The organism is Spirosoma litoris, assembly GCF_054776755.1.
The window spans coordinates 17398-43799 of the sequence record NZ_BAAHBI010000046.1; the positions used below are offsets into that span (position 1 = coordinate 17398).

General features: G+C 45.7%; 24 protein-coding genes. 22 read left to right on the top strand and 2 right to left on the bottom strand.

Annotated elements, in window-relative coordinates; genetic code table 11:
* The first annotated feature begins 36 nt into the window (after positions 1-36).
* On the top strand, positions 37-1410 hold the full coding sequence (locus ACYVGR_RS26765) for a glucoamylase family protein (protein ID WP_460962601.1): 1374 nt from the start codon (positions 37-39) through the stop codon (positions 1408-1410).
* A 14-nt stretch (positions 1411-1424) separates the two neighbouring features.
* Here ACYVGR_RS26765 and ACYVGR_RS26770 read toward each other — a convergent pair whose 3' ends face one another.
* Together ACYVGR_RS26770 and ACYVGR_RS26775 are read right to left on the bottom strand one after the other, a co-directional pair.
* Complete coding sequence (locus ACYVGR_RS26770) at positions 1425-2969, bottom strand: FG-GAP-like repeat-containing protein (protein WP_460962603.1); 1545 nt, start codon at positions 2967-2969, stop codon at positions 1425-1427.
* 97 nt (positions 2970-3066) lie between these two features.
* Positions 3067-5142, bottom strand: coding sequence for a S9 family peptidase (locus ACYVGR_RS26775; protein ID WP_460962605.1), 2076 nt, complete (start codon positions 5140-5142; stop codon positions 3067-3069).
* A gap of 145 nt (positions 5143-5287) precedes the next feature.
* On the opposite strand from ACYVGR_RS26775, the gene ACYVGR_RS26780 reads away from it, so the two are divergent.
* The 21 genes from ACYVGR_RS26780 (at position 5288) to ACYVGR_RS26880 (ending at position 26396) form a co-directional block, all read left to right on the top strand.
* The gene (locus ACYVGR_RS26780; RefSeq protein ID WP_460962607.1) at positions 5288-5962 is read left to right on the top strand and encodes a DUF3431 domain-containing protein; all 675 of its coding nucleotides are present in this window, start codon (positions 5288-5290) and stop codon (positions 5960-5962) included.
* A gap of 225 nt (positions 5963-6187) precedes the next feature.
* Entirely contained in the window at positions 6188-7681 is a 1494-nt protein-coding gene (locus tag ACYVGR_RS26785; protein ID WP_460962609.1) for a M20/M25/M40 family metallo-hydrolase, read from the top strand.
* An 83-nt stretch (positions 7682-7764) separates the two neighbouring features.
* Positions 7765-8163, top strand: a complete 399-nt coding sequence (locus ACYVGR_RS26790; protein WP_182458897.1) for an FtsL-like putative cell division protein — start codon at positions 7765-7767, stop codon at positions 8161-8163.
* On the top strand, positions 8153-10267 hold the full coding sequence (locus ACYVGR_RS26795; RefSeq protein ID WP_460962612.1) for a penicillin-binding protein: 2115 nt from the start codon (positions 8153-8155) through the stop codon (positions 10265-10267). The genes ACYVGR_RS26790 and ACYVGR_RS26795 overlap by 11 nt, the downstream gene beginning before the upstream one ends.
* Before the next feature lie 94 nt (positions 10268-10361).
* Complete coding sequence (locus ACYVGR_RS26800; RefSeq protein WP_460962614.1) at positions 10362-11840, top strand: UDP-N-acetylmuramoyl-L-alanyl-D-glutamate--2,6-diaminopimelate ligase; 1479 nt, start codon at positions 10362-10364, stop codon at positions 11838-11840.
* A gap of 108 nt (positions 11841-11948) precedes the next feature.
* Positions 11949-13157, top strand: coding sequence for a phospho-N-acetylmuramoyl-pentapeptide-transferase (gene mraY / locus ACYVGR_RS26805; protein ID WP_182458899.1), 1209 nt, complete (start codon positions 11949-11951; stop codon positions 13155-13157).
* A 123-nt stretch (positions 13158-13280) separates the two neighbouring features.
* Positions 13281-13724 (top strand): 50S ribosomal protein L13, encoded by a 444-nt coding sequence (rplM, locus tag ACYVGR_RS26810; RefSeq protein WP_182458901.1) that lies wholly within the window; start codon positions 13281-13283, stop codon positions 13722-13724.
* Positions 13725-13730: 6 nt separating this feature from the next.
* Positions 13731-14117: a 30S ribosomal protein S9 gene (rpsI, locus tag ACYVGR_RS26815; protein WP_093825819.1), complete on the top strand. Its 387-nt coding sequence runs from the start codon at positions 13731-13733 to the stop codon at positions 14115-14117.
* Between the two features lie 142 nt (positions 14118-14259).
* Entirely contained in the window at positions 14260-15093 is an 834-nt protein-coding gene (gene rpsB / locus ACYVGR_RS26820; protein ID WP_460962617.1) for a 30S ribosomal protein S2, read from the top strand.
* Between the two features lie 192 nt (positions 15094-15285).
* Positions 15286-16119: a translation elongation factor Ts gene (gene tsf / locus ACYVGR_RS26825; protein ID WP_182458903.1), complete on the top strand. Its 834-nt coding sequence runs from the start codon at positions 15286-15288 to the stop codon at positions 16117-16119.
* 499 nt (positions 16120-16618) lie between these two features.
* Positions 16619-17224: an RNA polymerase sigma factor gene (locus ACYVGR_RS26830; protein ID WP_182458904.1), complete on the top strand. Its 606-nt coding sequence runs from the start codon at positions 16619-16621 to the stop codon at positions 17222-17224.
* A 9-nt stretch (positions 17225-17233) separates the two neighbouring features.
* Positions 17234-17437, top strand: coding sequence for a hypothetical protein (locus ACYVGR_RS26835; protein WP_460962620.1), 204 nt, complete (start codon positions 17234-17236; stop codon positions 17435-17437).
* Positions 17434-18276: a mechanosensitive ion channel family protein gene (locus tag ACYVGR_RS26840; protein WP_460962622.1), complete on the top strand. Its 843-nt coding sequence runs from the start codon at positions 17434-17436 to the stop codon at positions 18274-18276. The genes ACYVGR_RS26835 and ACYVGR_RS26840 overlap by 4 nt, the downstream gene beginning before the upstream one ends.
* A gap of 55 nt (positions 18277-18331) precedes the next feature.
* Positions 18332-19354 (top strand): DUF3078 domain-containing protein, encoded by a 1023-nt coding sequence (locus ACYVGR_RS26845; protein WP_460962624.1) that lies wholly within the window; start codon positions 18332-18334, stop codon positions 19352-19354.
* A 74-nt stretch (positions 19355-19428) separates the two neighbouring features.
* A complete protein-coding gene (mscL, locus tag ACYVGR_RS26850) occupies positions 19429-19761 on the top strand; it encodes a large-conductance mechanosensitive channel protein MscL (RefSeq protein ID WP_460962626.1) in 333 nt (110 codons plus the stop codon).
* 89 nt (positions 19762-19850) lie between these two features.
* The gene (murD, locus tag ACYVGR_RS26855; protein ID WP_460962628.1) at positions 19851-21206 is read left to right on the top strand and encodes a UDP-N-acetylmuramoyl-L-alanine--D-glutamate ligase; all 1356 of its coding nucleotides are present in this window, start codon (positions 19851-19853) and stop codon (positions 21204-21206) included.
* Between the two features lie 61 nt (positions 21207-21267).
* Positions 21268-22389, top strand: coding sequence for an FtsW/RodA/SpoVE family cell cycle protein (locus tag ACYVGR_RS26860; RefSeq protein ID WP_182458910.1), 1122 nt, complete (start codon positions 21268-21270; stop codon positions 22387-22389).
* A 158-nt stretch (positions 22390-22547) separates the two neighbouring features.
* Complete coding sequence (locus tag ACYVGR_RS26865; RefSeq protein ID WP_460962630.1) at positions 22548-22976, top strand: four helix bundle protein; 429 nt, start codon at positions 22548-22550, stop codon at positions 22974-22976.
* Positions 22977-23033: 57 nt separating this feature from the next.
* Complete coding sequence (gene murG, locus ACYVGR_RS26870) at positions 23034-24125, top strand: undecaprenyldiphospho-muramoylpentapeptide beta-N-acetylglucosaminyltransferase (protein WP_460962632.1); 1092 nt, start codon at positions 23034-23036, stop codon at positions 24123-24125.
* Between the two features lie 75 nt (positions 24126-24200).
* Positions 24201-25586, top strand: a complete 1386-nt coding sequence (gene murC / locus ACYVGR_RS26875) for a UDP-N-acetylmuramate--L-alanine ligase (protein WP_460962634.1) — start codon at positions 24201-24203, stop codon at positions 25584-25586.
* Positions 25587-25622: 36 nt separating this feature from the next.
* Positions 25623-26396, top strand: a complete 774-nt coding sequence (locus ACYVGR_RS26880) for a cell division protein FtsQ/DivIB (RefSeq protein WP_460962636.1) — start codon at positions 25623-25625, stop codon at positions 26394-26396.
* Positions 26397-26402: the final 6 nt, after the last annotated feature.

Consider the following 26402-nt stretch of genomic DNA (forward strand, 5'->3'; position numbering starts at 1 on the left):
CTTTCCAGCCGCGCTACAGTTATCCAAAAACGAATTATGAAAACACTTTTCTTCTTTTTCCTGACCATAAGCATCGCTTTTGCCCAGCCGCAACCAACTTACAGGTTCACGGCAGCAGACAATGCATTTCTGGATAGTCTTCAACGAGATACATTCCGGTATTTCTGGGATACAACAAATCCCGAAAATGGTCTGATTCCCGACCGTGCGCCAACCAACTCATTTGCGAGTATTGCCGCTGTGGGTTTCGGCCTTACCTCTTACCTGGTAGGGGTCGAGCGGGGTTATATTACTCGTACACAAGCCGCAGAACGCACACTCAAAACCCTTCGCTTTTTCGCCAAAGCGCCCCAATCTGACAAAGCAACGGGCGTTACAGGCTATAAGGGATTTTTCTACCATTTTCTGGATATGAAAACCGGGGAACGCTTCAAGCAAGTTGAATTATCTACTATTGATACGGCGCTTTTACTAGGAGGTATATTAAGTTCTCAGACTTACTTCGACAAGAACACACCCGTTGAAACCGAAATCCGCCAGTTGGCCGAGCAGATTTATGCGCGTGTGGACTGGACCTGGATTCAGGCGCGTCGCCCGTTTGTATCAATGGGTTGGCATCCCGAAAAAGGGTTTATACCTGCCGATTGGAAAGGCTACAACGAAGGCATGTTGCTGTATGTATTGGCTCTAGGTTCACCCACTCACCCAGTTGGCGAAGACGTCTGGACTGCCTGGACTAAAAGCTACGATTGGGCAAATTTTCAGGGCCAGCAGCATGTCAATTTCGACCCGCTTTTTGGTCACCAATACTCCCACGTCTGGATCGATTTCCGAAGTATCAAGGATCAATACATGCAAACGAAAGGCATCGATTACTTCGAGAACTCGCGCCGGGCTACTTACGCGAATCGGGCCTACTGTGTAAAGAATCCGGCAAAATGGCAAGACTACAGCCCAACGATTTGGGGATTAACTGCCTGCGATGGCCCAAAAGATACAACCGTGTCTGATCGAAACTTCTTTTCGTATCGGGCGCGGGGAGCAGCCATTCAGCAAATTGTAGACGATGGCACTATTGCCCCTACAGCGGCAGGTGGGTCAATAGCCTTCGCTCCTGAAATCTGCCTGCCTGCGTTAAAAGCCATGAAGACGGATTACGGCAGCAAACTGTATGGACAATACGGTTTTCGGGATGCTTTCAATCCTACCTATCGTTATCCATCAGCTTATGCCAATGGCTCCACGGCCAACGGCTGGTTCGACATCGATTATCTTGGTATCGATCAGGGACCGATTCTACTCATGGCCGAGAACGCCCGAACAAATTTTGTTTGGAACCTGATGAAGCGAAATCCTCATATTCGCAAAGGGTTAGAACGCGCTGGTTTTACGGGAGGCTGGTTGAAGTAAAGAATTTATTGTTGTTATCTCGTCTTATTTTTCAAGACGATCAACGGCAAATGCGTATCCCAGGTCGGTTTCAATCCTTCCTGAATGATGAATGTTTTCGAGAAATTACCGAGAACAATATCGGCATCGCCATCCTGATCAATGTCGTTCACGTCCATACAAATCCAGCGCCCATAGTCGCTGACGGGCATAACATGCGGACTAAACTGTAACGGTTTTTGTTGTTCAAAAATCAGGCAACCTTCGGATGGATCATCCTTGAAATCAGCGAAGAAGGCTATCGTCGCAATGTCCAAATCACCGTCCTGATCGAAGTCGGTGGCGACGGCTTTGGTGCAGCCGTTTATAGGATAGAAATAGGCTTGTTTGTATCGAAAATCGCCCTGATTGAGGTAGATATAGACGCCATGATAGGGTTTCAGTACTTTCGAATAGTCGCTGTTATCGCCACAGGTGTACAAAATATCCAAACGGCCATCTTTGTTAAAATCAACTAGTTGACAACTGGTTGAGCCATAAACCGCCGGAAACCGAAGCAGGTTTCGTTCGGTAAATCCACCTTTTTTATCGTTCAGGAATAGCCAGACGCCCTCATCGGCATGGGCAAACAAAACCATTAGATCGGGCCAACCGTCAGCGTTATAATCCCCAACAACGGCCTGACTAGCACCCGGTACTTCTTTAATGGGCAATTTCGAAAACTGGTGATTAGCCTGCTGTTTCAGCCAGTACAAGCCCCCTTTCAAATGCCCAAATCCGCAAACAACCCAGTCCGTCAGCCCATCCTTGTTAAAGTCGGCGGATACAGTTTGTAAAGGTCTTGGTAAATCGATGGCAACTGCCGATGAATCTGCCTTGCCCTGACCAGTCGATGGGAGAAGGATAAGCTCCCCTTTTTCTATATCAGCGGCTTTCATTGTGCCCAATGTGGTGAACAACTCACGCTCGTTGCCCGTGGCATCTCGAAAAAACTGGGCATTAACCGCAGCTGAATTGAGCTGTCGAAATAAGGCCGGTTTCAACTGTTGATCCCAACGCGTTACGTCACTTCGAAACGCATCGCTGGAGAACAATCGATGGCCAATTGTATCAATAGCCACCAGCGTTGTCATGGCCGTTTGGGACGTATCGGCCTGCGGTTTTTCCAACGCAAACATGGCCCAATCATCTACAGTAGATTCCGGCTTATCGGCAGGTTTTAGTTTCTCAGGAGCCAGCGCCTGATAATACGCCATCAGTTTTTGCCAATCGTTAAACGAAATCGCAGATTTGGGTCCCGCATAATACAAGCCATCCGCCGGGTAAACCTCCAGTCCCAGGTTCACTGCCATCGCGGGCAAAACATGCTTTACCCACGTTTCTTTATCCAATAGCTCTGGTGCTGGCAGCTGGTGGCACGATGCGCAATGTTTTTGAGCCAACTGTTTGCCTTCGGCAATAACCGGGTTATTCAGTGCAGCATCCTTACCAGATTGGCAACTGCCAACCAGTATTCCAGCAACGGCTAACGTTAGAATCCAGGTATAGGCTTGACTCAACGGCGTTTTTTTCGAAATCATTATTGCAAACCCTGACTTTGTAAAGAAAATAGAACGCAGATCGATATGATTAATCTACGATTTCAGCTATCATATTGATCTGCGTTCTATACTTAAGTTACTGGCGCTGCCCAACCAGATTAAGGATAAAGGCGTACTCTAACGCGATTTCTTTCAACGCCTGGAACCGGCCCGATGCACCACCATGACCGGCTTCCATATTGGTATGAAGTAACAATTGATTGGTATCGGTTTTCAAAGCCCGAAGCTTGGCCACCCATTTAGCAGGCTCCCAATATTGTACCTGAGAATCGTGCAGGCCAGTCGTTACGAGCAGGTTAGGATAGGCTTTCTTTTCAACATTATCGTAGGGCGAATACGACAACATATAGTCGTAATAGGCCTTATTTTTGGGATTACCCCACTCCTCAAATTCGCCCGTGGTAAGCGGAATGCTCTCGTCGAGCATCGTTGTAACAACATCTACAAAGGGAACAGCCGCTACAACGCCCCGATACAGTTGTGGAGCCTGATTGATAATGGCACCCATTAGCAAACCACCAGCGCTACCGCCCATAGCAAAGAGTTTATCGGCACTGGTGTACTTGTTTTTAATCAGGTATTCCGACACGTCCACAAAGTCGTTAAACGTATTTTTCTTCTTCAGCATCTTCCCATCTTCGTACCAACGCCGACCCATTTCCTGCCCACCCCGAATGTGCGCAATGGCGAAAATGAAACCCCGATCGAGCAAACTCAGGCGCGTAGAACTGAAACCGGGATCGGTTGAGTAGCCGTAGGAACCGTAAGAATATTGCAGCAAAGGTGCTGTACCATCTTTCTTTGTCCCTTTTCGATACACTAACGAAACGGGCACCTTTACCCCATCGCGAGCAGTAGCGTACACGCGCTCCGATACGTAATTGTTCTTATCAAAGCCACCCAAAACTTCCTGTTGCTTCTTCAGGGTTTTCTCCTTCGTATCCATGTTATAGTCGAAGGTGGAATTAGGCGTTGTCAATGACGAGTAACTATACCGGAGGATATTCGTATTAAAATCGGGATTATAGCCGATGCCTGCCACATAAGCTGGTTCGCCGAAATCGAGGTATTCGTCGGCCTTCGTTTTTTGGTTAATGACCCGAATATTTGTTAACCCTGCTTTACGTTCCCCCAAAACAAGGTGATTCACAAACACATCCATATTGGCCAAATACACATCAGGACGGTGGGCAATTACCTCTTTCCAGGCAGTCCGATCGGTTGTTTTCCCTTCCGGCACTTCCATGAGCCGGAAGTTTTCGGCTTTCCAGTTCGTACGAACGTAAAACTTGTCGTTATAATGAACAATATCATATTCGTGTCCTTTTTCGCGCGGTAAAAACACCTTGAACTCACCGGTTGGTTTACTGGCTTCCAGAAGTCGATATTCCGTTGAAACGCCATTGTGATCGGAACCAATGGTGATGTACTTCTTTGATTTTGAGCGACCCAGATCCATGTAAAACTGGTTGTCTTTCTCTTCGTAGACCAGTACATCGGCCTTCGGATCAGTGCCCAGCACATGCCGGTACACCTGATAACCGAGCAACGTTTGTGGGTCTTTTTTGATGTAAAAGAGTGTCTTGTTATCTGTCGCCCAAGCAAAGCTACCGCCTTCGGTATCGGGGATGGATTCGGGATAGAGTTTACCTGTTTTCAGATTTTTAATCCGTAAGGTATATAGTCGCCGACTAACGGTATCCTCCGCAAAAATGGCCAACTCGTCATTGTCTGACACTTCATACCCTCCGAGCTGATAGTAGTTATGCCCTTTGGCCATGACGTTGCCATCGAATAGTATCTCTTCGGCGCCTTCCAGCGAGCCTTTTTTACGGCAATAAATTGGGTATTCGCCCCCCGTAATGTATCGGCTGTAGTAGTAATAAGCGCCTTCCTTGTAGGGTACAGACTCATCCTGCTGCTTAATCCGCCCTTTCATCTCGTCGAACAGCTTGGTTTGCAGATCTTTTACAGGCGCCAATACTTGATCGAGGTAGGTATTTTCAGCGTTTAAGTACTTGATAACCTCCGGATTTTCGCGTTCGTTGAGGTAGTAATAATTATCGATCCGCTTATGACCGTTTGTAATCAACTCTTTCGGTTTGATAGCCGCTTTGGGCGGAGTTATCGCTGGATTCTGTGCCTGAGTCATGCTGTATAGCGTGAGGAAATTTATAAGTAAGAGACAAGTCCGTTTCATAGAAGGACGTCGTTTCAGTTTGTTTCGGAAGATCGACAGTAAAAATAGAGGATGATTAACGAAACCTATACGATTTTTGAAACCTTATAAGTTAACTATGCTTGAACTTGTTGTTGCTCATTATACCGAAAACCTGAACTGGCTTCGGAACATCCCCGCTACTTTGCAAAAAACCGTTTATAGCAAAGGCCCTGACAGCGAAGCAGAGCATACCGTCATTCCTTTACCTAATGTTGGCCGAGAAGCTCATACGTACCTGCACCATATTGTCAATCGTTATGACACCTTAGCCGAATGGACTATTTTTTGCCAGGGGAAACCGTTCGATCATGCGTACGATTTCAAAAAAACGCTGCGAGATATGGCCGCCAACGCTTTGGTATTAAAAAATAAAGAATTCCACTGGCTCGGTCACCTGATTGATACCGACGACAACCAGGGACAGCGGCTCTTTCAGCCCTGGAGCAAAAATGAAGATGGTCGCGGCCTCGATCTGGTTGGGTTTCATCGTGCTCTTTTCGATAATGATGGGCCACCTCTATACACCTTTGTGCTGGGCGCCCAATTTGCTATTCATCGCAACCTTTTGCAGCAAAAGCCCGTATCGTTCTACGAACGCGCTTTAGAGGTGTCAGTAGCCTTTCCTGATGCGGCCCATTGTTTCGAGCGAAGCTGGGATCGCGTTTTTGATGTAGTCGGCATTGATCCTGACTGGCTGGACGGACGTTTAACGGTCCAACTAAAACCAATGAAACACCAGCAGATTGGTTAAACTAAAACCGCCATTAAGAGGCCTCTTTTTCATTTAGCTTGATTAATATTGATTTATTGAGCCCCGTTTAATAGAAAATACACCACGAATGGTGTCACTTAGATAAATTTTATACTTTTTCGCCAGTCTATCCGAACGCTTTTGCAGGTTCGTGCGTCTAATCAGTCAGCATCGAAATCAGTTGCCTTTTCTGTATCTTTAGCCAAGAATTCTACCCATCCTCTCATGGCCCGAACATTTTACGTGCCCCGATTTAGGCTCGTGCTGTTCTGTATCGGTACTGCCGGTACGCTAACCGCTTTTTACCCCAACAAACTTTCTTTTCAGAAGGCATTTACGCGAATCAATAAAGAGGTAAGTGAGCACAGTCGTGCCTACGAAACACTTGCCAACGCATCTGAACAAGTTGGTCACCGCCTAACGGGCAGTCCTAATGGCGCACGTGCCGAAGCTTATGCATTCAATTTATTATCGTCTTATGGCTTCAAAGAGGTTCGCTATGAGCCATTTGAGGTAGAAGCCTGGATGCGCGATACCGTTACGCTTTCTGTTGTTCCTAACAAAAGTGACAACTTCCGCGATGTCCCCGTCGTCTCACTGGCACACTCCCCCGTTGAAGCACACGTAGAAGGCGAGATCGTTGATGTAGGCAATGGCTTAGAAGGTGACTTTGCGGCTTTAAAAGGCAAACTAAAAGGCAAAGTCGCGCTGGTTAATATTGGTCTGGCTGCGCCAACAAAAGGAGCCCGAAATTTACACCGCTCCGAAAAAACAGCACTGGCTATTCAGTATGGCGCTTCGGGCGTTATTATGGTCAATTTAGTTCCTGGCAATGTGTTACTGACGGGAACGGCTTCGGTTACGGGCAAGCTAATTCCTGTTCCATCGGTCTGCATTTCCTATGAAAGTGGTGAAGCGCTGCGGTCCTGGATGCAGGAAGAGCGTGGTCCGTTTCATGCCCAGATTAACATGACGAATACCAGTCGAAAAATTCGGGCCCGAAATGTAGTCGCTACCCTGAAAGGCTCGAAATTTCCCGAAGAAAAAATCATTGTCGGCGGTCACCTGGATTCGTGGGATTTGGCTACTGGAGCGATTGACAATGGTATTGGTTCGTTTGCGGTTATGGATATTGCCCGAACGTTTAAAGCCCTGAAATTGAAGCCTAAACGGACAATTGAATTCGTCCTGTTTATGGGCGAAGAGCAAGGCTTACTCGGTTCTAAGGCCATGGTTGAAAACCTGAAAAAATCGAGTCAGTTAGACAATGTTCGCTACATGATGAACCTCGACATGACGAACGACCCGACGGGTTTGAATGCCTTTGGCCGTACCGATATGGTGGCATTTTTGAATGAGGTTGGCGAGATGATGAAGCAAGTCGAACCCGTATTTCCAAACCAGATGCAAAATCAGGCTGGGTTACACTCTGATCACCAACCTTTTATGCTCGAAGGGGTTCCGGTTGTGGGAATGAACGGCCATCTTGCCCGAGAAGTACTCGATTGCTATCATGCCAATTGCGACCGCATGAATCTTGTTAACGCCGACCAATTAAAAAATACGGTTCGGTACTCAACGATGCTTTTGTATGCGCTGGCTGATGCTGATGCCATTCCAACAAAACGCCAGACCGATACGCAAACCCGCGATTATCTGGTGACACAAGGCCTGCGTACACCGTTACAGATTGCCAACGAATGGCGCTGGAAAGAGTAATTTTCTAGTGAAAGAAAAATTGGGTATCGGTTAGGCAACGATGTTTTTGTTTATTTGTAGTACCATCGTGTCCTAACCCAGCCATGGCTAAAAATACCTTTCGTCAGCCCGAACGAGTTGCTAAACAAAAACAGCAACGGCGCAAACTCAAACTAGCCTCCTGGCTAAATGACGCCATTGGCCTCGATAGGCTTTTCGGCGAGGATAATGCCTGGCCAATTCAGCATATCGACCGCATTCTGTGGGTCACGTTTCTGCTCATTCTCTATATCGGCCTGAATCACAACGCCGAACGACTGGTTCGACGTATTCAGCGTACCAAAACACAGGTCGATGAACTGCGTTCTCAATTTACTGTGTTACAGGCAGATTTCAATAAAAGTGGTAAACAGTCTGAAATCAGCAAGCGCGTTGTTGAGCTTGGGTTAGCCGATAGCCAAACACCACCCCATAAAATCGTCGTCAAGTCAGATGAACATTAAACAGGACATTATTCAGCGGGCCAATCACATTTTCTATTTTGTCATTGCCCTCGCGTTATGCATCATCGTGCGCCTTGTATCTGTTCAGTACTTTAAGAAGGATTTAAAAGGTCGATTCTATAGCGCTCGGGTCGAAGAAACGTTAATCCGTCGCGATACTATTCCGGCCATGCGGGGTAACATCTATGCGAACGATGGAAGCTTACTGGCTACTTCGTTGCCAACTTACGTTGTCGGGCTTGACCCAACGATGGCGAAACCTGAATACTTTGATAAAAAAATAGATTCGCTGGCTCTTTTACTCGCCCGGATTTATCGCGATCGGTCTGTCAATGATTACAAAGACGATATTATTAACGCTCGCAAACATAAACGCCGGTACCTGTTATTGAACCGTCGGCGGGTTACGTTTAAGGAGCGGCAGGAAATGCTTAAATGGCCATTTTTCAGATCATCGGCCAAAGTCGCTGCTCGTGGTGGAGTTCTGCGCCCGTATTACGAGCGTTATCACCCTTATGGCCAGATGGCTGAGCGGACCATTGGCAACCTTAATGCTAAAACTAATCGAGGTCTGATTGGTCTGGAAGCCAGTTTCCAACCAGCTTTGGCGGGTAAAAATGCCGTAGGTCTAGTCGAAGTATTATCGGGAGGTATTCGAAAACCTGTTGAAGATGGACCTGATATGACGCCAGAACCCGGCATGGATCTGTACACGACGATCGACGTTAATTATCAGGATATGGCCGAATCGGCCCTGCGTTCAGCATTGGAAAAATACAATGCAGCCAAAGGTTGTGTCATTGTGATGGAAGTAGCTACCGGCGAAATCCGCGCGATGGCAAACCTCACCAAGCAGGGTGATGGCTATGTCGAAAATTTCAACCACGCGCTGGCCGATCGAACTGATCCCGGCTCAACGTTCAAGTTAGCCACCATGATGGCGTTGATGGAAGAGAAAGCTATTTCGCTCGATCAGTTAGTAGCTACCGGCAACGGCTCTACAACCTACAATGGATTAGGTATTCATGACGCCAGTCGTGCTGGTCATGGCACAATTACGGCTCGACAGGTATTCGAGAAGTCATCCAATGTTGGCACTCACTTGCTCATGCGCAGTTATTTCTACCGACGGCCCGACTTGTATTGCCAGTATCTCCGTCAGTTCCACCTGACAAAACCAACGGGTATCCATATGAAAGGGGAAGCCGTTCCCGTTGTACGCAACCCAGATATGAAGGGATGGAGCAAAGTGTCGCTCACATCAATGTCTTACGGATACGAAATGCAGATTACTCCTTTGCAAATGCTGGCGTTTTACAATGCGGTAGCCAATGACGGTCACTGGGTTCGCCCCGTTATTGTGAAACAGATCAAGCTCGCCAATGAGATCATTGAAGATAACAAGCCTTACGTAGCTCCAGAAGCGATCTGCTCACCGGCCACAATTCGCAAAGCCCAGCAATTACTCCGGGGTGTGGTTGTTCAGGGAACGGCGAAGCACATCAACAACCCCTATTACGCCATTGCCGGAAAGACGGGCACCGCGCAGAAAATCGTCAATGGGAAATATCAGGTAGGCAAATATTATACATCGTTCATTGGTTATTTCCCAGCCGATAACCCTAAATACAGCATGGTTACAGTAGTCGACAGCCCGCAAGGCGAAAACATTGATTTACTGTATGCGGGTGCCGTAGCAGCTCCCGTATTCAAAACCGTAGCCGACCGGATTGTAGCCTATGATTACAGTATACACTCGCCAATAAAGGCCCGCTCATCAAGCCCACGCTCAACAACAGGTTTGATGGCTGGCTACGCAGATGATCTCCACACAATTAGTTCAACGCTGAACATTCCCAACGAGCCATCAACCGAAGGCTGGGTTGAGTCATCATCAGGCGGGCGCTGGAAATCGCGCACAACCCGACCCGATCAGGTACCCGATGTACGCGGATTAACACTACGAGACGCGCTATTCCTGCTCGAAAATCGGGGCTTCCGGGTGTCCGTGGAAGGTCGTGGAAAAGTTAAAGAGCAATCTGTTTCGCCAGGGGTAGGCATCGAAAAAACAATAGGCAAGCCCATAACGCTAACACTAGGCTAATTTATAGAAAGGACTTGACCCGCAAATTAGGTAGTCCCGCACGCAAACCGTTTTTTTGCAAACGCCAAACGAGCACTCTGTTCGTTCTATTCGTATGCAACTTAAAGACCTCTTTTATAAAATTCCTCTGCTGGCTACATCAGGCAGCATGAATACCGAGATTACCAACCTGACCATGGACTCCCGCAAAGTTGGGGCCGGTAGTTTGTTTATTGCCATTCGTGGAACCGTAGCTGATGGCCATAACTTTATCCAAACCGCTATTAGTCAGGGAGCGGCCGCTATCCTATGCGAAGAATTGCCTTCCGAAATTGATCCATCTGTAGCCTATGTAGCGGTTCAGAATTCGGCTCGAGTGATGGGGTTAGCTGCGGCAAATTTCTACGAACATCCCTCCCAGAAACTAAAACTTGTGGGCGTCACCGGAACGAACGGCAAAACATCTGTTGCCACTTTACTCTTCCGACTGTTTCGCACCCTGGGCTATCGCTGCGGATTACTGTCTACGGTTCAGAATCAGATTGACGATGAGGTGATTCCGGCCACCCATACTACGCCCGATGCAATCACTATGAATCAGTTACTGGTGAAAATGCGCATGCATGGTTGTACACACGTATTTATGGAAGTCAGTTCACATTCCGTTGTGCAGGAGCGTATTGCGGGCTTGCATTTTGCAGGGGGCATTTTCACGAATATTACCCACGACCACCTCGATTTTCACGGAACGTTCGATAATTATATTCGGGCAAAAAAAGGATTCTTCGATCAACTGCCAGCATCTGCCTTCGCGTTAACTAATGTTGACGACAAGCGTGGGTTAGTGATGCTCCAGAACACAGCAGCTCGTAAAGAGACTTACTCCTTACAAACATTGGCTACCTTCAAGGGTAAAATCCTGGCCGATAGCTTGTTTGGCCTTCATATGCTAGTTGATGATAGCGAGGTCTGGTTTAAATTGATCGGTCGCTTCAATGCCTACAATCTGCTAAGTGTTTATGGCGCGGCAGTCTTATTGGGCGAAGAGCCAACCGATGTATTAACCTTATTATCAGGCATCAAACCACCCCGAGGGCGCTTTGAACAGGTTGTTTCCGATACTAAAATTGTTGGTATCGTCGATTATGCGCATACGCCCGATGCGTTACAAAACGTACTGGAAACGATTAATGAATTGCGTCAGGTTGATGAACAAGGGTATTTTCCGCAGATCATTACCCTGGTTGGCTGTGGTGGCAATCGCGATGCAGCCAAGCGTCCCATTATGGCCGGAATCGCCTGCAAGTTTAGCGATCGCGTTATTCTGACGTCCGACAATCCGCGCAATGAAGAACCAATGGCAATCCTGGAACAGATGCAGGCGGGTGTACCTCTAGTTGATGTAAAAAAAACACAAACTATTGAGGATCGACACGAAGCTATCCGCAAAGCCGTTTCCCTCGCCCATCCCCACGATATTATTCTGGTTGCCGGTAAAGGCCACGAAACCTATCAGGAAATTAAAGGGGTCAAATACGACTTCGACGACCGTGCCGTGCTACAAGAGGCTTTCTCAGAACGCGGAAATCAGTAACTTTGCCATTGAGTGATTGAATGATTGAGTGATTGAGTGACACAGGTCATTTAATCACCGCTCCGGCGCTCCGGTCAATCATTCAATCACTCAATCACTCAATTACTTATGCTCTATTACCTCTTCCAGTTTCTCGACGAACGTTACAACTTCCCTGGTGCCGGGGTTTTCCAATATATTTCCTTTCGTGCACTCGGTGCAGTTATAACTTCGCTACTCATTGCGGCAGTCTTTGGTCGGCGTATTATTGACATACTCCGTAATCTGCAAATTGGCGAGTCTATTCGCGACCTTGGCCTGGAGGGGCAAATGCAAAAACGAGGCACCCCAACGATGGGTGGCTTTATTATTCTGGCTTCCTTGTTGATTCCGGCTCTATTATTCGCTAAACTATCTAACGTTTATGTGGTTCTGGCGCTTGTTTCGACTGTCTGGACAGGCATGATTGGCTTTCTCGACGACTATATTAAAGTCTTCAAGAAAAATAAAGAAGGTTTACAAGGCAAGTTCAAAGTTGTCGGTCAGGTGGGTTTGGGCTTAATTGTTGGCCTTACGTTATCGTTTAATGAGTACGTCAAAATCCGAAAATACGCTCCCCGGCTCCTCAGTACCTCAAACGTACCTGATATCTATACCGACATTAAATCCACGTTGACGACGGTACCCTTCGTTAAAAATAATGAGTTCGATTATAGTTCGCTTCTGTTCGGATTTGTACCGGACAGTTATACCTGGATCGTGTATGTACTGATTTGTATTTTCATTATTACGGCGGTCTCTAATGGAGCGAACATTACGGACGGTATTGATGGATTAGCAGCCGGCACTTCCGTTATTATCGGCCTGACTATTGGCGTATTAGCTTATTTGTCAGGGAACAAAGTTTTCTCGCAATACTTGAACATCATGTATATCCCGAATGCGGGGGAGCTGGTGATTTTCTGTGCCGCTTTTGTGGGCGCCTGCGTCGGATTTTTATGGTATAACTCTTACCCTGCTCAGGTTTTTATGGGCGACACGGGCAGCTTGATGCTTGGTGGCGTTATAGCCGTTTTATTTCTGGCGATCCGAAAAGAATTGATGATTCCGATTATCTGCGGCATCTTCCTGGTTGAACTCGTATCGGTAATTATGCAGGTCAGCTATTTCAAGTATACAAAGCGTAAATACGGCGAGGGCAGGCGCATTTTCCTCATGTCGCCTTTACACCATCACTTTCAGAAGAAAGGTTACCACGAGGCTAAACTCGTCACTCGCTTCTGGATCGTAGGCATCATGTTGGCCGTTCTGGCATTGGTGACACTGAAGCTTCGGTAAGGAAAGTTTTATATACCCTTGTTTTTCAGACTAATACCACCTATATTTGCACTCCCGTTTCAGAACGGACCCATATTTATTAGGGGTAAGCAATTATAAATCAAACAATTAGTCTCCATAACAGTGAATACGCTCAGTTACAAAACCATCTCTGCCAACAAAGAAACGGTGCAGAAGGATTGGATTGTGGTTGACGCTCAGGGTGAAGTGCTCGGTCGGCTGGCCAGCCAAATCGCACGCCTGATTCGCGGCAAACACAAAACCAACTTCACGCCACACGTTGACTGCGGGGATAACGTGATTGTCATCAATGCCGATAAGGTCCGCCTGACGGGTGCTAAGATGACCGATAAAGTTTACGTTCGCCACACAGGTTATCCTGGCGGTCAACGATTCGCGACGCCCCGGTTGTTGCTCGAAAAACATCCCGAGCGCATCATCGAGCATGCTGTAAAAGGTATGTTACCGAAAAACCGTCTTGGTCGGCGGTTGTACACCAACCTGTACGTTTACGCTGGTGATCAACACCCGCACGAGGCTCAGCAACCAACAGCAGTTAAATTCTAAGTCATAATGGATCGTATTAATACCATTGGCCGCCGTAAAACTGCCATCTCCCGCATTTACATGTCGGCGGGCAGCGGAGCCATCTCGGTAAACGGGAAAGATTACAAACAATACTTCCCTACCGAAGTCCTGCAAATCATTCTGAACCAACCATTTGCAACCGTTAACGGTGTAGGTGGCTATGACGTAAAAGTAAACGTTCGTGGTGGTGGTGTGGCTGGTCAGGCCGAAGCTACTCGCATGGCGATTGCTCGGGCGCTGGTTGAACTGAACGCTGAATTCCGTCCTGCCCTCAAAAAAGAAGGCTTCCTGACACGGGATTCGCGTATGGTTGAACGGAAAAAGCCAGGTCGGAAAAAAGCCCGTCGCCGGTTCCAGTTCTCGAAACGTTAATTCAGCGCGGTGGTTGGTACTTGGCGCATGGTTTCCCCTGCCCTTCGCTCCCTGCCCCATGCAAAATTGTCCAGACTGCCCTTAGATGATGCCGACGGGTGGTGCTGCGTATTTTTTATAACATTCATTTTTCAATACGAAAATGGCACAGATCGAATATAAAGACCTATTAGACGCTGGGGTGCATTTTGGCCACCTTACGCGCAAATGGGATCCCCGGATGGCTCCATACATCTTCATGGAGAAGAACGGTATCCATATTATTGACCTCAATAAAACAGTAGCTGCGCTCGACGAAGCTTGTAATGCAATCAAAGGCATTGTACGTTCGGGCCGGAAAGTAATGTTTGTAGCTACGAAGAAACAGGCTCAGGAAATCGTTTCGGAGGAAGCGCGTCGCCTGAAAATGCCTTACGTTACTGATCGCTGGCAGGGCGGTATGTTAACGAACTTCGCTACAATCCGTAAGTCGCTGAAGAAAATGCAAACGCTGGACAAAATGCTGAAAGACGAGGAGACCGTCAAGAGCATTGCCAAGCGTGAGCGTTTGACTCGTACCCGCGATAAAGAGAAACTGGAGCGTGTATTGGGTGGTATTGCCGACCTGACTCGTTTGCCAGCTGCTCTGTTCGTAGTTGACGTAAAGCGCGAACACATTGCTGTTGCCGAAGCACACCGTTTGGGTATCCCTGTATTTGCCATGTGCGATACAAACTCGAACCCAGAAGAAGTAGACTTCGCAATTCCGGCTAACGATGATGCTTATAAGTCAATTGCTCTGATTACGCTTGCCATTGGTAAGGCCATCGAAGAAGGTCTAATGGAGCGTAAACAGGATAAAGACGACCAACGCGTTCAGGAAGAAGAAGAAGCGAAACGGAACGAAGACCTGGCCCAGGCTCGTGCTGAAGGAGCTACTCAACCTGAAGCTGAGGCTACCCCAGCAGCTGTTGCTGAAGGCGAGCAGGAAGCATAAAAACGAGTTGTAAAGTTCTAGAGTTGTATAGTGTTTTCTCCAGCAGATGAAAACGTTATAACTCTACAACTATTAAACTTTACAACATCAAAAATAGCCCGTAGCCAGCCGCTATGGGCTATTCCATTTCAGACTATAATTCTACTACTCCCAATTTTTTTTGGCGTTTAAATAAATAAACACCCTTTTATTATGGCAATCACTGCTGCTGACGTAAATAAACTTCGGCAAGAGACCGGAGCCGGTATGATGGACTGCAAAAAAGCCCTTACCGAAGCTGATGGCGATTTTGAAAAAGCAAAAGAAATCCTGCGTAAGCAGGGGCAAAAAATAGCCGATAAACGGGCTGACAACGCAACTGCCGAAGGTATTGTATTAGCCCATGTTAGCCCAGATGGTGCAACAGGTAGAGTAATTGCCTTGGCTTGTGAAACAGAACCGGTATCGAAAGTTGCCGACTTCCAAAATCTAGCTATGGCCGTTATGAGCACTGCTGTTGCTACAGATGCTGCAGACAAAGCTGCTCTGTTAGCTACTCCTCAGGCAGACGGTCGCCCATTGCAAGATCACATTACCGATTTGATGGGTAAAATTGGTGAGAAAATCGATGTAGCCTCTTACGAAATCGTTTCGGCCGATAAAGTTGTTTCGTATATCCACTCGAATGGTAAACTTGGCGTTTTAGTTGGCCTTGTTAACACCAATGGTACCGATGTGACTGAAGTGGGTAAGGACATTGCCATGCAAATTGCAGCGATGAAACCTGTTGCTTTAGATAAAGATGGCGTTGATGCTACTATTGTAGAACGCGAAATCGAAATTGGTAAAGAACAGGCTCGTCAGGAAGGTAAGCCAGAAGCAATGCTCGAACGTATTGCAATGGGTAAACTGAACAAGTTCTATAAAGACAATACCCTGCTCAATCAGGAATTTGTGAAAGATAGTTCATTGACTATTTCTCAACTGTTAGAGAAAACCAGCAAGGGATTAACCGTATCTGCTTTCAAACGTGTAGCTATCGGCTAACCTTTCAATACAAAACAAATGAAAATACCCAGCCGCATAGCTGGGTATTTTCATTTATAGCTCATTCCCATTTTCTAAAGGCCATTTCATTAGTCTGGCATTGTTAACGCTAGTCAACTCGTGAGCTTAGAACTTAAGCTACCTCTTTAAGATTGTTGGCATAAGTCAACAAAACATCTATCGCAAAACAATCCAGCATTTAGTGATTTATGAGGGGAGCTTCTTAAGTTAAAAAAGCTTTAAAAATGAAGCTTAAGCGATTAAATAGTTAGCCATATTAACGATAAATAGAAATATATAACGTTTACTTTCCAAACGGTTCGTAAATGATAATCAGTAGTAAACAATAAAAAATAGACTTAATTACTATATAAGCGTATCCATTTGGCCGAGCTTTTGCTCTAATGAATATGTAACCATTTTTTTTACTAATATTGGACTCATGGGTCAGTTACTTTTATTAAAATTTTAGTCTTAATATCCACCGCGCCGTACAAAAATGGAAAATTATTCGGACGAGGAACTGGTTCGGCAATATGTCGAGACACAGCGGAACGTCTATTTTGAGCGACTATACGAACGTTACTGTGACAAAGTATACAGGAAATGTTTATCATTTACGAAAGATCCTGTACGGGCTGAAGATTTAACGCATGACATTTTTTTGAAACTAGTCGTTAAGCTTAGTGGCTTTCGGGAACAAGCTAAATTTTCAACCTGGCTGTATTCAATCACCTATAATTATTGCACTGACCAACTTCGATCGCACAATCTGCGCCGGGAAGTCTACATGGATGATGGCTGGGAGCGATTGGATGCAGGAACAGATGATGGATTAGCCGAATTGGCCGAAATGGAAGCACGACAGCTTGAACGTGCGCTCCATCAACTACCACCCGATGAACAGGCTATGCTCCTGATGAAATATCAGGACGATATCAGTATTCGAGACATTGCCAATATAAATGGTATAACGGAGAGTGCCGTTAAGATGCGCCTTAAACGGTCCAGAGATAAACTTCGCAAACACTACCTGGAAGGGGCTGTATTCTGGCTGTTAGTTGCCATTAAAATGGCTTTATCAATTCGTTGGCCTTTTCGTTAACCTAACATTATGGAAAACCAAAACCCATTTAAACAACTTGAGTCCGATGCTATCTGTCCACCGAATCTAAAAACAGAACTCGTTTCGGAAATCGACTTAATTCGAAATGCTATAACGATTGTTGATCTGTATATCGGCGACTTATTCGATTTGGCATCTGCTTTGATGAACCCACCTTACGTAACCTCTGAAGACCCCACCCTTCCTTTATGAAACAAATTCCTAAACTGGCAGAAGTAGTACAGAATACATTTCAGAATTTAATTAACCAATTCGTCGAATTTGTACCGCGCATATTTGGGTCAATGCTTATCCTGCTTATTGGTATTGGCGTTGCCCGACTAACGGCTTATATTATTCAACGGGTTCTGGGCCGGGTAGGTTTCGATAAAATCGGTAATCGGCTGAATGAAATCAGTATTATAAAACAGCTCAAAACCGAAATCAAGTTAAGCGAAATTATCGCTAAAGTTCTCTACTACTACATTCTTTTGATGTTTATAACAGCCGCCACCGAAACTCTGGGGGTAGCTGCTATTACCGAGATGGTATCGTCGCTGGTAAATTTTATTCCCAAGCTGGTTGTAGCTGCCATTATGTTACAAGTTGGCGTTTTGCTGGCTGATACATTACGAGGAGCTGTAGTCAGTGTCTGCCAGTCGTTTAATATAGCTTCAGGTAGGCTATTAAGCATGATTGTCTTTGTATTCTTTCTAGTAATTACAATCATCAGTGCATTGGGTCAGGCAGGTATCAACACAGAACTTCTTGAATCAAGCTTTAATCTTATTATTGGTGGGGTCATCTTCGCATTTGCAATTGGTTATGGGATTGCCTCACGCGATTTGATGGCAAATATTCTATCCTCTTTTTACACAAAGAACAAGTATAAAGAAGGGCAGATTATCCAGATCGACGATGCAAAAGGCGAAATCATAAAAATGGATAATCTCTCGCTTACACTCCGCACTGGCGACACAACGACTGTAGTTCCACTCCAGACACTGCAAATGAAAAAAGTAGAAGTGTTTGATACGCCTGCATCGGTCTAAATAGCTGTTACCAAAATCCATCTATGGAGTCTGATGGTGGATAACAAAATACGCTATGAAAACAAGTGCGCTAACTGTACTTATAAGTTGGGCTTGCCTGGGTCATACATTGGCTCAGGACGCTCCCAAAACGGTACCATCTGACTCTGTTCGAGTCACAACAAACTTTAAGGATATCGTGGCGGTTAAGCCCGACACATCCTATTGGCAGCGATCCTTTAGTGGAGGAGTCAACTTTAACCAGGCTTCGTTTAGTAACTGGTCTGGAGGGGGCGTTAATTCAATTGCTATTGGTGGTGTTATAGCAGCACGTGCCCTTTATGAAAAAGGGAAAACCTCTTGGGATAATACCGCAGATATGCAATTGGGCTATGTTACGCAATTAGGTAACACCCGAAAAGCGGCCGACCAAATTATGATTATTTCGGTAGTAGGCCATAAAATTGCGCCTAAATGGGATTTGTTTGTTTCTGGAACGTTCAATACGTTTTTTGCGCCCGGTTATCGCTATGATCAACTTCCTGCCGATCAAACTCGTCTAAAAGTATCTAACTTTTTCGCCCCTGCTCAAATTACGATTGCTGCCGGTTTAGCGTATAAGCCCAACGATTGGTTCGCACTCCGAATGAGTCCCATAGCTCCGCGTTTTACTTTCTTAGCCGACCAAAGTGTACGGGTACGGCAATTGGCAGATGGTACCTACGTTCCTGATGCTACCCAAACCGCCTACGGAGTAGCCCCCGGCAAGAGTAGCCGGACAGAATGGCTGGCCTTTCAGCTTCAGGCTGCGCTGAATAAAAATATAAGCCAAAATGTAGCAATAAATGCCCGTTACCAGCTTTTCACACAGTATGCTAGCTTAGATAATATTAATCACCGACTCGATCTGATTATGACGGCCAAAGCAAGCCGTTATCTAAGTACAACCTTCGGTCTAATTTTACTTTATAATAAAGACTTTAGTTCATCACTACAAATTCAGCAAACCTTGGCGATTGGGCTGTCGTATAATATTAGTTCATTCAAAACGAAAAAAGATCCGGTGAAGGCTACAGACCCACTTCCTGGTAGGTTTTGATCTGAACTAAATAGTATATACTTTACATATGTGTTCCTTTAAATCGTATGTACAACTCTTAAAACTTAGCCTTTATGTTAAACGAATTTAAGACGTTTATTGCCCAGGGCAATGTACTTGATTTGGCTGTCGGTGTTATTATTGGCGCTGCCTTCGGTAAAATCACGACCTCGTTGGTAGAGGATATTATCAACCCGATACTGGGTTTAGTACTTGGAGGAATTGATTTCAGTCAGTTAAAGATTGTCTTAAAAGAAGCGGTAGGAACAACTCCCGAAGTTGCCATTCGGTACGGTAATTTCCTGAATACATTTATTCAATTCTTACTTATCGCCTGGGTTGTCTTCTTAATTGTGAAAGTGGCGAATCGTGCCCGGCTATCAAATTCAATGGCACCGAAAGAATAAATCTTTTTACAAAATTTCCTTGAAAAGCCCCGGCCTATAGTCGGGGCTTCTTCATTTATGCGTTATTTTGCCAATAGTATAGATTTACTATGGCAGTCCATCAACTAGTTATTCTTGGCGGAGGTGAAAGCGGTGTAGGTGCTGCTTTGCTGGCACAAGCCAAGGGTTTTGAGGTCTTTTTATCTGACAAAGGCGCACTAAAAGAAAGCTACCGGGCAACGCTACGGGCAGCCAATATCCCATTTGAAGAAGGATATCACACGGAAGAACGCATTCTGAGTGCCTCCGAAGTCGTGAAAAGCCCTGGTATTCCAGAGAAGGCACCGTTAGTTCAAAAACTTCGGGCCCAGGGAACACCCATTATTTCGGAAATCGAATTTGCCGCCCGCTACACCAACGCCAAACTAATTGGCATAACCGGTAGCAATGGCAAAACAACAACAACCTTATTAATCTATCACCTGCTCAAAACGGCAGGACTGAATGTTGGGCTTGCAGGTAATATTGGCGACAGCTTCGCAGAGCAGGTTATCTCCAACACATTCGACTATTACGTATTGGAGCTAAGTAGTTTCCAGCTAGATGATATGTACAAGACGCATCTTGATGTAATGGTGTTATTAAACATTACACCTGACCATCTTGACCGCTACGAGTACAATTTCCAGAACTACGTAGACTCTAAATTCCGAATTCTGCAAAACGCGAAGCCAACAGATGACTTCATTTATTTTGCAGAAAGTCAGCCTATTCTAGACGAACTGGCCAAGCGAAATCCGGTTGTCAATCAGTTACCGATTTCATTAGAAAAAGCCCTTTCAACAGATGGCTATTTAGCCGATGGGCAATTAAGAGCCGTTAATAAAGGGCATTCTTTTACAATTGCGCAAACTGATACTCCTCTGAAGGGGCCACACAATGCAATCAATATGCTGGCGGCAATTTTAGCCGCGCAGTCAGTAGGCGTAACAAACGAGGCTATTACAGAAGGGTTAAAAACCTTTCAGAATGCCGCCCATCGACTTGAGCCAGCCGGAATTATCAACGATGTCCAATTCATCAATGATTCGAAGGCAACCAATGTCGATTCTGTTTTCTACGCTTTATCGAGTATGGATGTCCCGACAGTCTGGATAGCTGGTGGCCAGGATAAAGGCAATGACTATAGTCAATTGGATAGCTTAGTTGACAAGAAAGTAAAAGCGCTGATTTGCCTTGGCGTAGATAATCATAAATTAGTTGAGTACTTCGGCTCGAAAGTACCGGTCATTTACGAAACACAGTCAATTACCGATGCAGTCGTAAAAGGGCTTGAACTGGCGAAACCTGGGGAGGTTGTTCTACTTTCTCCTGCTTGTGCCAGCTTTGATTTATTCAAAAATTACGAAGACCGTGGCAACCAATTCAAAGCAGCGGTTAAAAACCTAATGATGAATGATGAATAATGAATGCATTTCGGTCTGCTGCATTCATCATTCATTATTCATCATTCATCATTCAGAAAACATGGCCCTCCGCGAGTGGATTCGTACTAACCTCAAAGGCGACCGCCAAATCTGGTGGATCGTTTTGTATCTCTCGATCATGAGTGTTCTGGTTGTTTACAGTGCAACCGGCACAAAGGCGTTTCGTGAACTTGACGGAAATACAGAAGTCTTTCTACTAAAGCACGGGTCTCTGCTCCTCATTGGATTAGCCTGTACCTACTTTGCCCATAAGATTAACTATGTGTATTACGCCCGACTGTCGAAATATGGACTGTGGCTGTCAGTGCCTTTATTGTTATGGGCTTTTTTCAAAGGGTCTACGTTAAATGATGCCTCTCGATGGGTAACGATTCCGATTATCAATCAGACGTTCCAGCCATCTGACTTAGCGAAGTTGGCGCTCATCTCTAATTTGGCAGCTATGCTAGCCAAACGCCAACGTTTCATGAATGACCCAACGGTGTTGTTCAATCTGATTCTGTGGATAGGCCTTATTTGCTCGCTCATCATTCTTTCCAATACATCTACGGCTCTCTTGCTGGGGGCAACCTGCTTCCTGCTGATGTACATTGGCCGGGTCCCCGTTCGCTATCTGGGGTATATGATTGCTGTTTGCGTTGTATTTGGCGGTATCGCTCTGGCTGCAGGTGAGCGATTAGGAACGGCAATGAATCGGGTTAAAAGTTTTTCAGACTCCGATACTATTCTTTACCAGGTCGAACAATCGTACATCGCCCTAGCGAATGGCGGGTTGACTGGTCAGGGCCCCGGAAATAGCCATCAACGAAACACACTCCCGAACCCATTTTCTGATTTCATTTACGCCATTATTGTCGAAGAATATGGTCTTATACTCGGTGGCATCCCCGTTGTGCTTGCCTATTTATGGTTTTTGTGGCGAGGGATGAAAACTCTTCAGAAAGCCACTCGTCCATTCGGGGGGTTACTCTCAGCAGGACTTACGTTCAGCATTGTGTTTCAGGCCTTTGCCAGTATTTGCGTAGCTATTGGTCTGGCCCCCGTAACAGGGCAGCCACTGCCTTTATTAAGTATGGGCGGAACCTCATTGATATTCACTGGTTTAGCCATAGGTATTGTTCTCAGCGTTAGCCGTGATGAGGCCGATGAAAGTAAAATATAGGGATTTACGGTTTACGATCGGGGCCGCCCGTGCGGTACGAATTATGATGTATAGGTTGCTGTAGGGAATTTGTTACTGAAAACACCTGCAACTTTCTATACCTTAAACTTTAACGAAACAGTCCAGATAATCGTAAATTAAAAACTGTAAATCAGTATATGAATAGCAGTGAACTGAAACAGCGAACAAAGCAATTTGGGCTAATGGTCATCAATTTAGTTGGTCTTTTACCCAATACAAGTGCTGGCCGAGCCATAGGTAATCAGTTAATTCGTAGTGGAACGGCTATTGGTGCAAATTATAGAGCAGCCTGCCGGGCCAAATCAACTGCTGACTTCATATCAAAAATTGATAATGTTGAAGAAGAAGCCGATGAATCATGTTATTGGCTTGAATTAATTATGGAGGGAAATATACTCTCTAATGAAGTTATTCAACCAATTTGGAGTGAAGCAGATCAATTAACAGCCATTTTCACAAAGATTAGTAAAACATCAAAAGCCAATAGTCAAAAGTATATAGTTAAAGAGGAAGCATTGGAGTATACAGTTGGTTTTTCAAATCCAGAAATGAATCATCCTTCTTAAATTCTCGGTTACGATGAACAAATCGTACATCGTAATCCGTACATCGTAAATCATTACATGAAAGTTATTATCAGCGGGGGCGGAACCGGCGGACATATTTACCCAGCCATTGCCATTGCCAACGAGCTGAAGGCAATAGACCCGACAACGAAAATTCTGTTTGTTGGGGCAGAAGGCAAAATGGAAATGGAAAAAGTGCCTCGCGCAGGGTATGAAATCCTGGGCTTGCCTGTCGTTGGGATAAAACGAGAGTTAACGTTGGCCAATCTTGGTTTCCCCCTGAAACTAAGCCGAAGTTTGCTCCGGGCCCGACAAATTGTCCGTGACTTTCAGCCCGATGTTGCCGTAGGTGTAGGGGGCTATGCTAGTGGTCCACTGTTACTAGCAGCCTCTTTAAAAGGAATTCCGACGCTCATCCAGGAACAGAACTCGTACGCTGGACTTACTAATAAAGTCCTGGCACGCTGGGCAAAACGCATTTGTGTTGCCTACCCAGGCATGGATGCCTTCTTTTCGGCTGATAAGATTAAACTAACCGGCAACCCAGTTCGAAGTGATATACAATTTGCCGATCAGCAAGTGGAGGCTGGTCGGAAATTATTCGATCTTGAGGCTAACCGGCCCACGTTGTTAATTATAGGGGGTAGTCAGGGAGCCCGAACGCTTAACGAAAGTATCGAAGGCGGACTCTCACGTTTTGTTGAAGCAGGCGTTCAGGTAGTTTGGCAAACAGGGCCAGCTTTCATTGAGCGGGCACGAGCTGCTGTAGCTACCCTTGGTTCGCCATTAATTAAACCCTACGATTTTATTTACGATATGGATAAAGCGTATGCGGTTGCCGACGCTGTCGTTTCTAGAGCTGGAGCGCTATCTGTATCTGAATTATGCCTGGTCGGTCGACCGGCCATATTAGTGCCTTTGCCAACGGCTGCCGAGGATCACCAAACCAAGAATGCTATGAGTTTGGTCGATCATAAAGCTGCTTTGTTGGTCAATGATCGGACTGCTCGTGAAGAACTTGTCACCGCAGCCTTAAATTTGCTGAATGATCCAGTACAGCGCCAGCAACTAAGTACCGAAATCAAAACGTTAGCGAAACCCAATGCTGCTCGCGACATTGCAAACGAAGTAATTAAATTAACGAAATAAGGAAAATGGAGGAAGGACGAAAAGGAGGATTTGCATATTCCTTTTTTCTCCTTCCTCCCTTTCCTCCCCCAGAAAATGACATTAGATCAATTTAAATACATTTATTTTCTTGGTATCGGTGGTATCGGCATGAGTGCCCTGGCCCGTTGGTTTCGGGTTAACGGCTACACGGTAGCGGGCTACGATAAAACACCAACTGCGTTAACGGACACGTTGGAAGCGGAAGGTATGACGATTCATTTCACGGAAGATGTTGATCAGATACCTGCCGCTTTTCGAGAAAACCCTGCCGAGACGTTAGTCATTTACACACCCGCCGTTCCTAAAACGCACGTAGAGTACATTTACTTGACCGAACAGGGCTTTACCCTCCAAAAACGATCTCAGGTTCTGGGTTTGTTGGCTGGTCAGATGACGACCATTGGTGTGGCCGGTACCCACGGGAAAACCACAACATCATCGATGGTAGCGCATATTCTGCGTGATGCGGGGGTAAACTGTGCGGCTTTTTTGGGTGGCATTACGAATAATTACGGCACGAATTTCCTGCTTAACGAGCCTGCCGATGATCTGCGTTCAGTGGTTTGTGTGGTCGAAGCCGACGAGTTCGATCGATCATTTCTGACACTGTTCCCGACTTATGCTATCGTCACCTCAACCGATGCCGATCACCTGGATATCTATGGGGCCCACGATGCCGTGCTCGAGTCATTTAGCAAATTCGTCAGCCAGATCGAAACTGATGGCGTTTTGTTTATGAAGCAGGGTTTATCGCTGGCCGACAAAACAAAAGCCGAGGTTCGACAGTATTCTCTCAAAACGGGTGATTATTACAGCCAGAATCTACGAATCGAACAGGCTACTTTTGTATTCGATCTGGTTCACCCAAACGGAATTATTACCGATATCCAACTAATGGTACCCGGCTTCCATAATGTCGAAAATGCGGTTGCAGCAGGGGCCGTAGCGCTGGAAGTTGGTGTATCACCCGAGGCTATTCGTTCGGCGCTAAGTACCTATAGAGGTGTTCGTCGGCGGTTCGAGTATATTGTCAAAACGGACGACGCTGTGCTCATCGACGATTATGCGCACCACCCTGCCGAAGTACAGGCATTTTTGTCATCGGTGAAAGCGCTGTATCCAGATCGTGAATTGACAGCGGTTTTTCAGCCGCATTTATTCAGTCGTACTCGTGATTTTGCCGACGGTTTCGCCGAAAGTTTATCGCTGGCAGATAACGTAATTTTACTGGATATTTATCCAGCTCGCGAATTACCGATGGAAGGTGTTACCTCCGACTTGATTTTTCGGAGCGTACAATCGAAAAGTAAACAAAAATGCACCAAAGCTGAATTACCCGACGTTGTCCGGAAAATGAAGCCTTCTCTGCTTGTAACCATCGGAGCGGGAGATATTGACCAATTGTTGCCTACATTAAAATCTATCGTAACATACCAATAGATAAAATAACTGAAAAACAATTCATCTTATTTACAGATGTTTTCTACCTTTAAATCATCCAAAAAGTGGTTGTTCGCCTTTGGAGGGCTTTTGAGTCTGTTTGGGCTCATTGCTTTTACCGAAATTCGGCATGGACAGAAGCACGTTAAAGCAGTAGAAATACGGATCAATCAGACTGATGGATACCGTTTTCTGACTCGCCGAGACGCTATAGGCTACCTGACCAATGAAGGAGCAGATCCAGTTATTGGCAAAGACTATGCCGATGTTGACCTGCGTCGGCTAGAAAAAAGGTTAAAACAACATGGATTAGTAAAAAATTGTCAAATTTCTCGTGACCTAGAGGGTACTTTACTCGTCGTGATTGAACAACCCAGGCCATTGGCTCGGTTAGTAACCAATGGCGATGGAGCGCGGATGGTATCTGGACAGTATGTAAGCGAGGATGGTAATTTTTTCCCGATCTCGATGAATTATTCAGCCCGCGTTCCAATTCTGACCGGCAATTATTTCGCTCAGAACCGTTCGTTGGCTAGTGAACGAAATCAGCCGTTGTTGAATTTGTTAAAACGAATACATGACGATCCATTCTGGCGTGCACAAATTGCTGAATTATCAGTTGATGAACAAGGGGAGGTAATCATGTGGCCACAGATGGGCAACCATCAGATTGAATTTGGCCCACCTACCGAACTAGATGCCAAGTTTAAGAAATTAAAATTAGTCTATACGGACGTTTTACCAGCCAAAGGATGGGATCGTTATAGCCGGGTAAGCGTTCAGTACCGAAATCAAATAGTTTGCCAATGACATCAA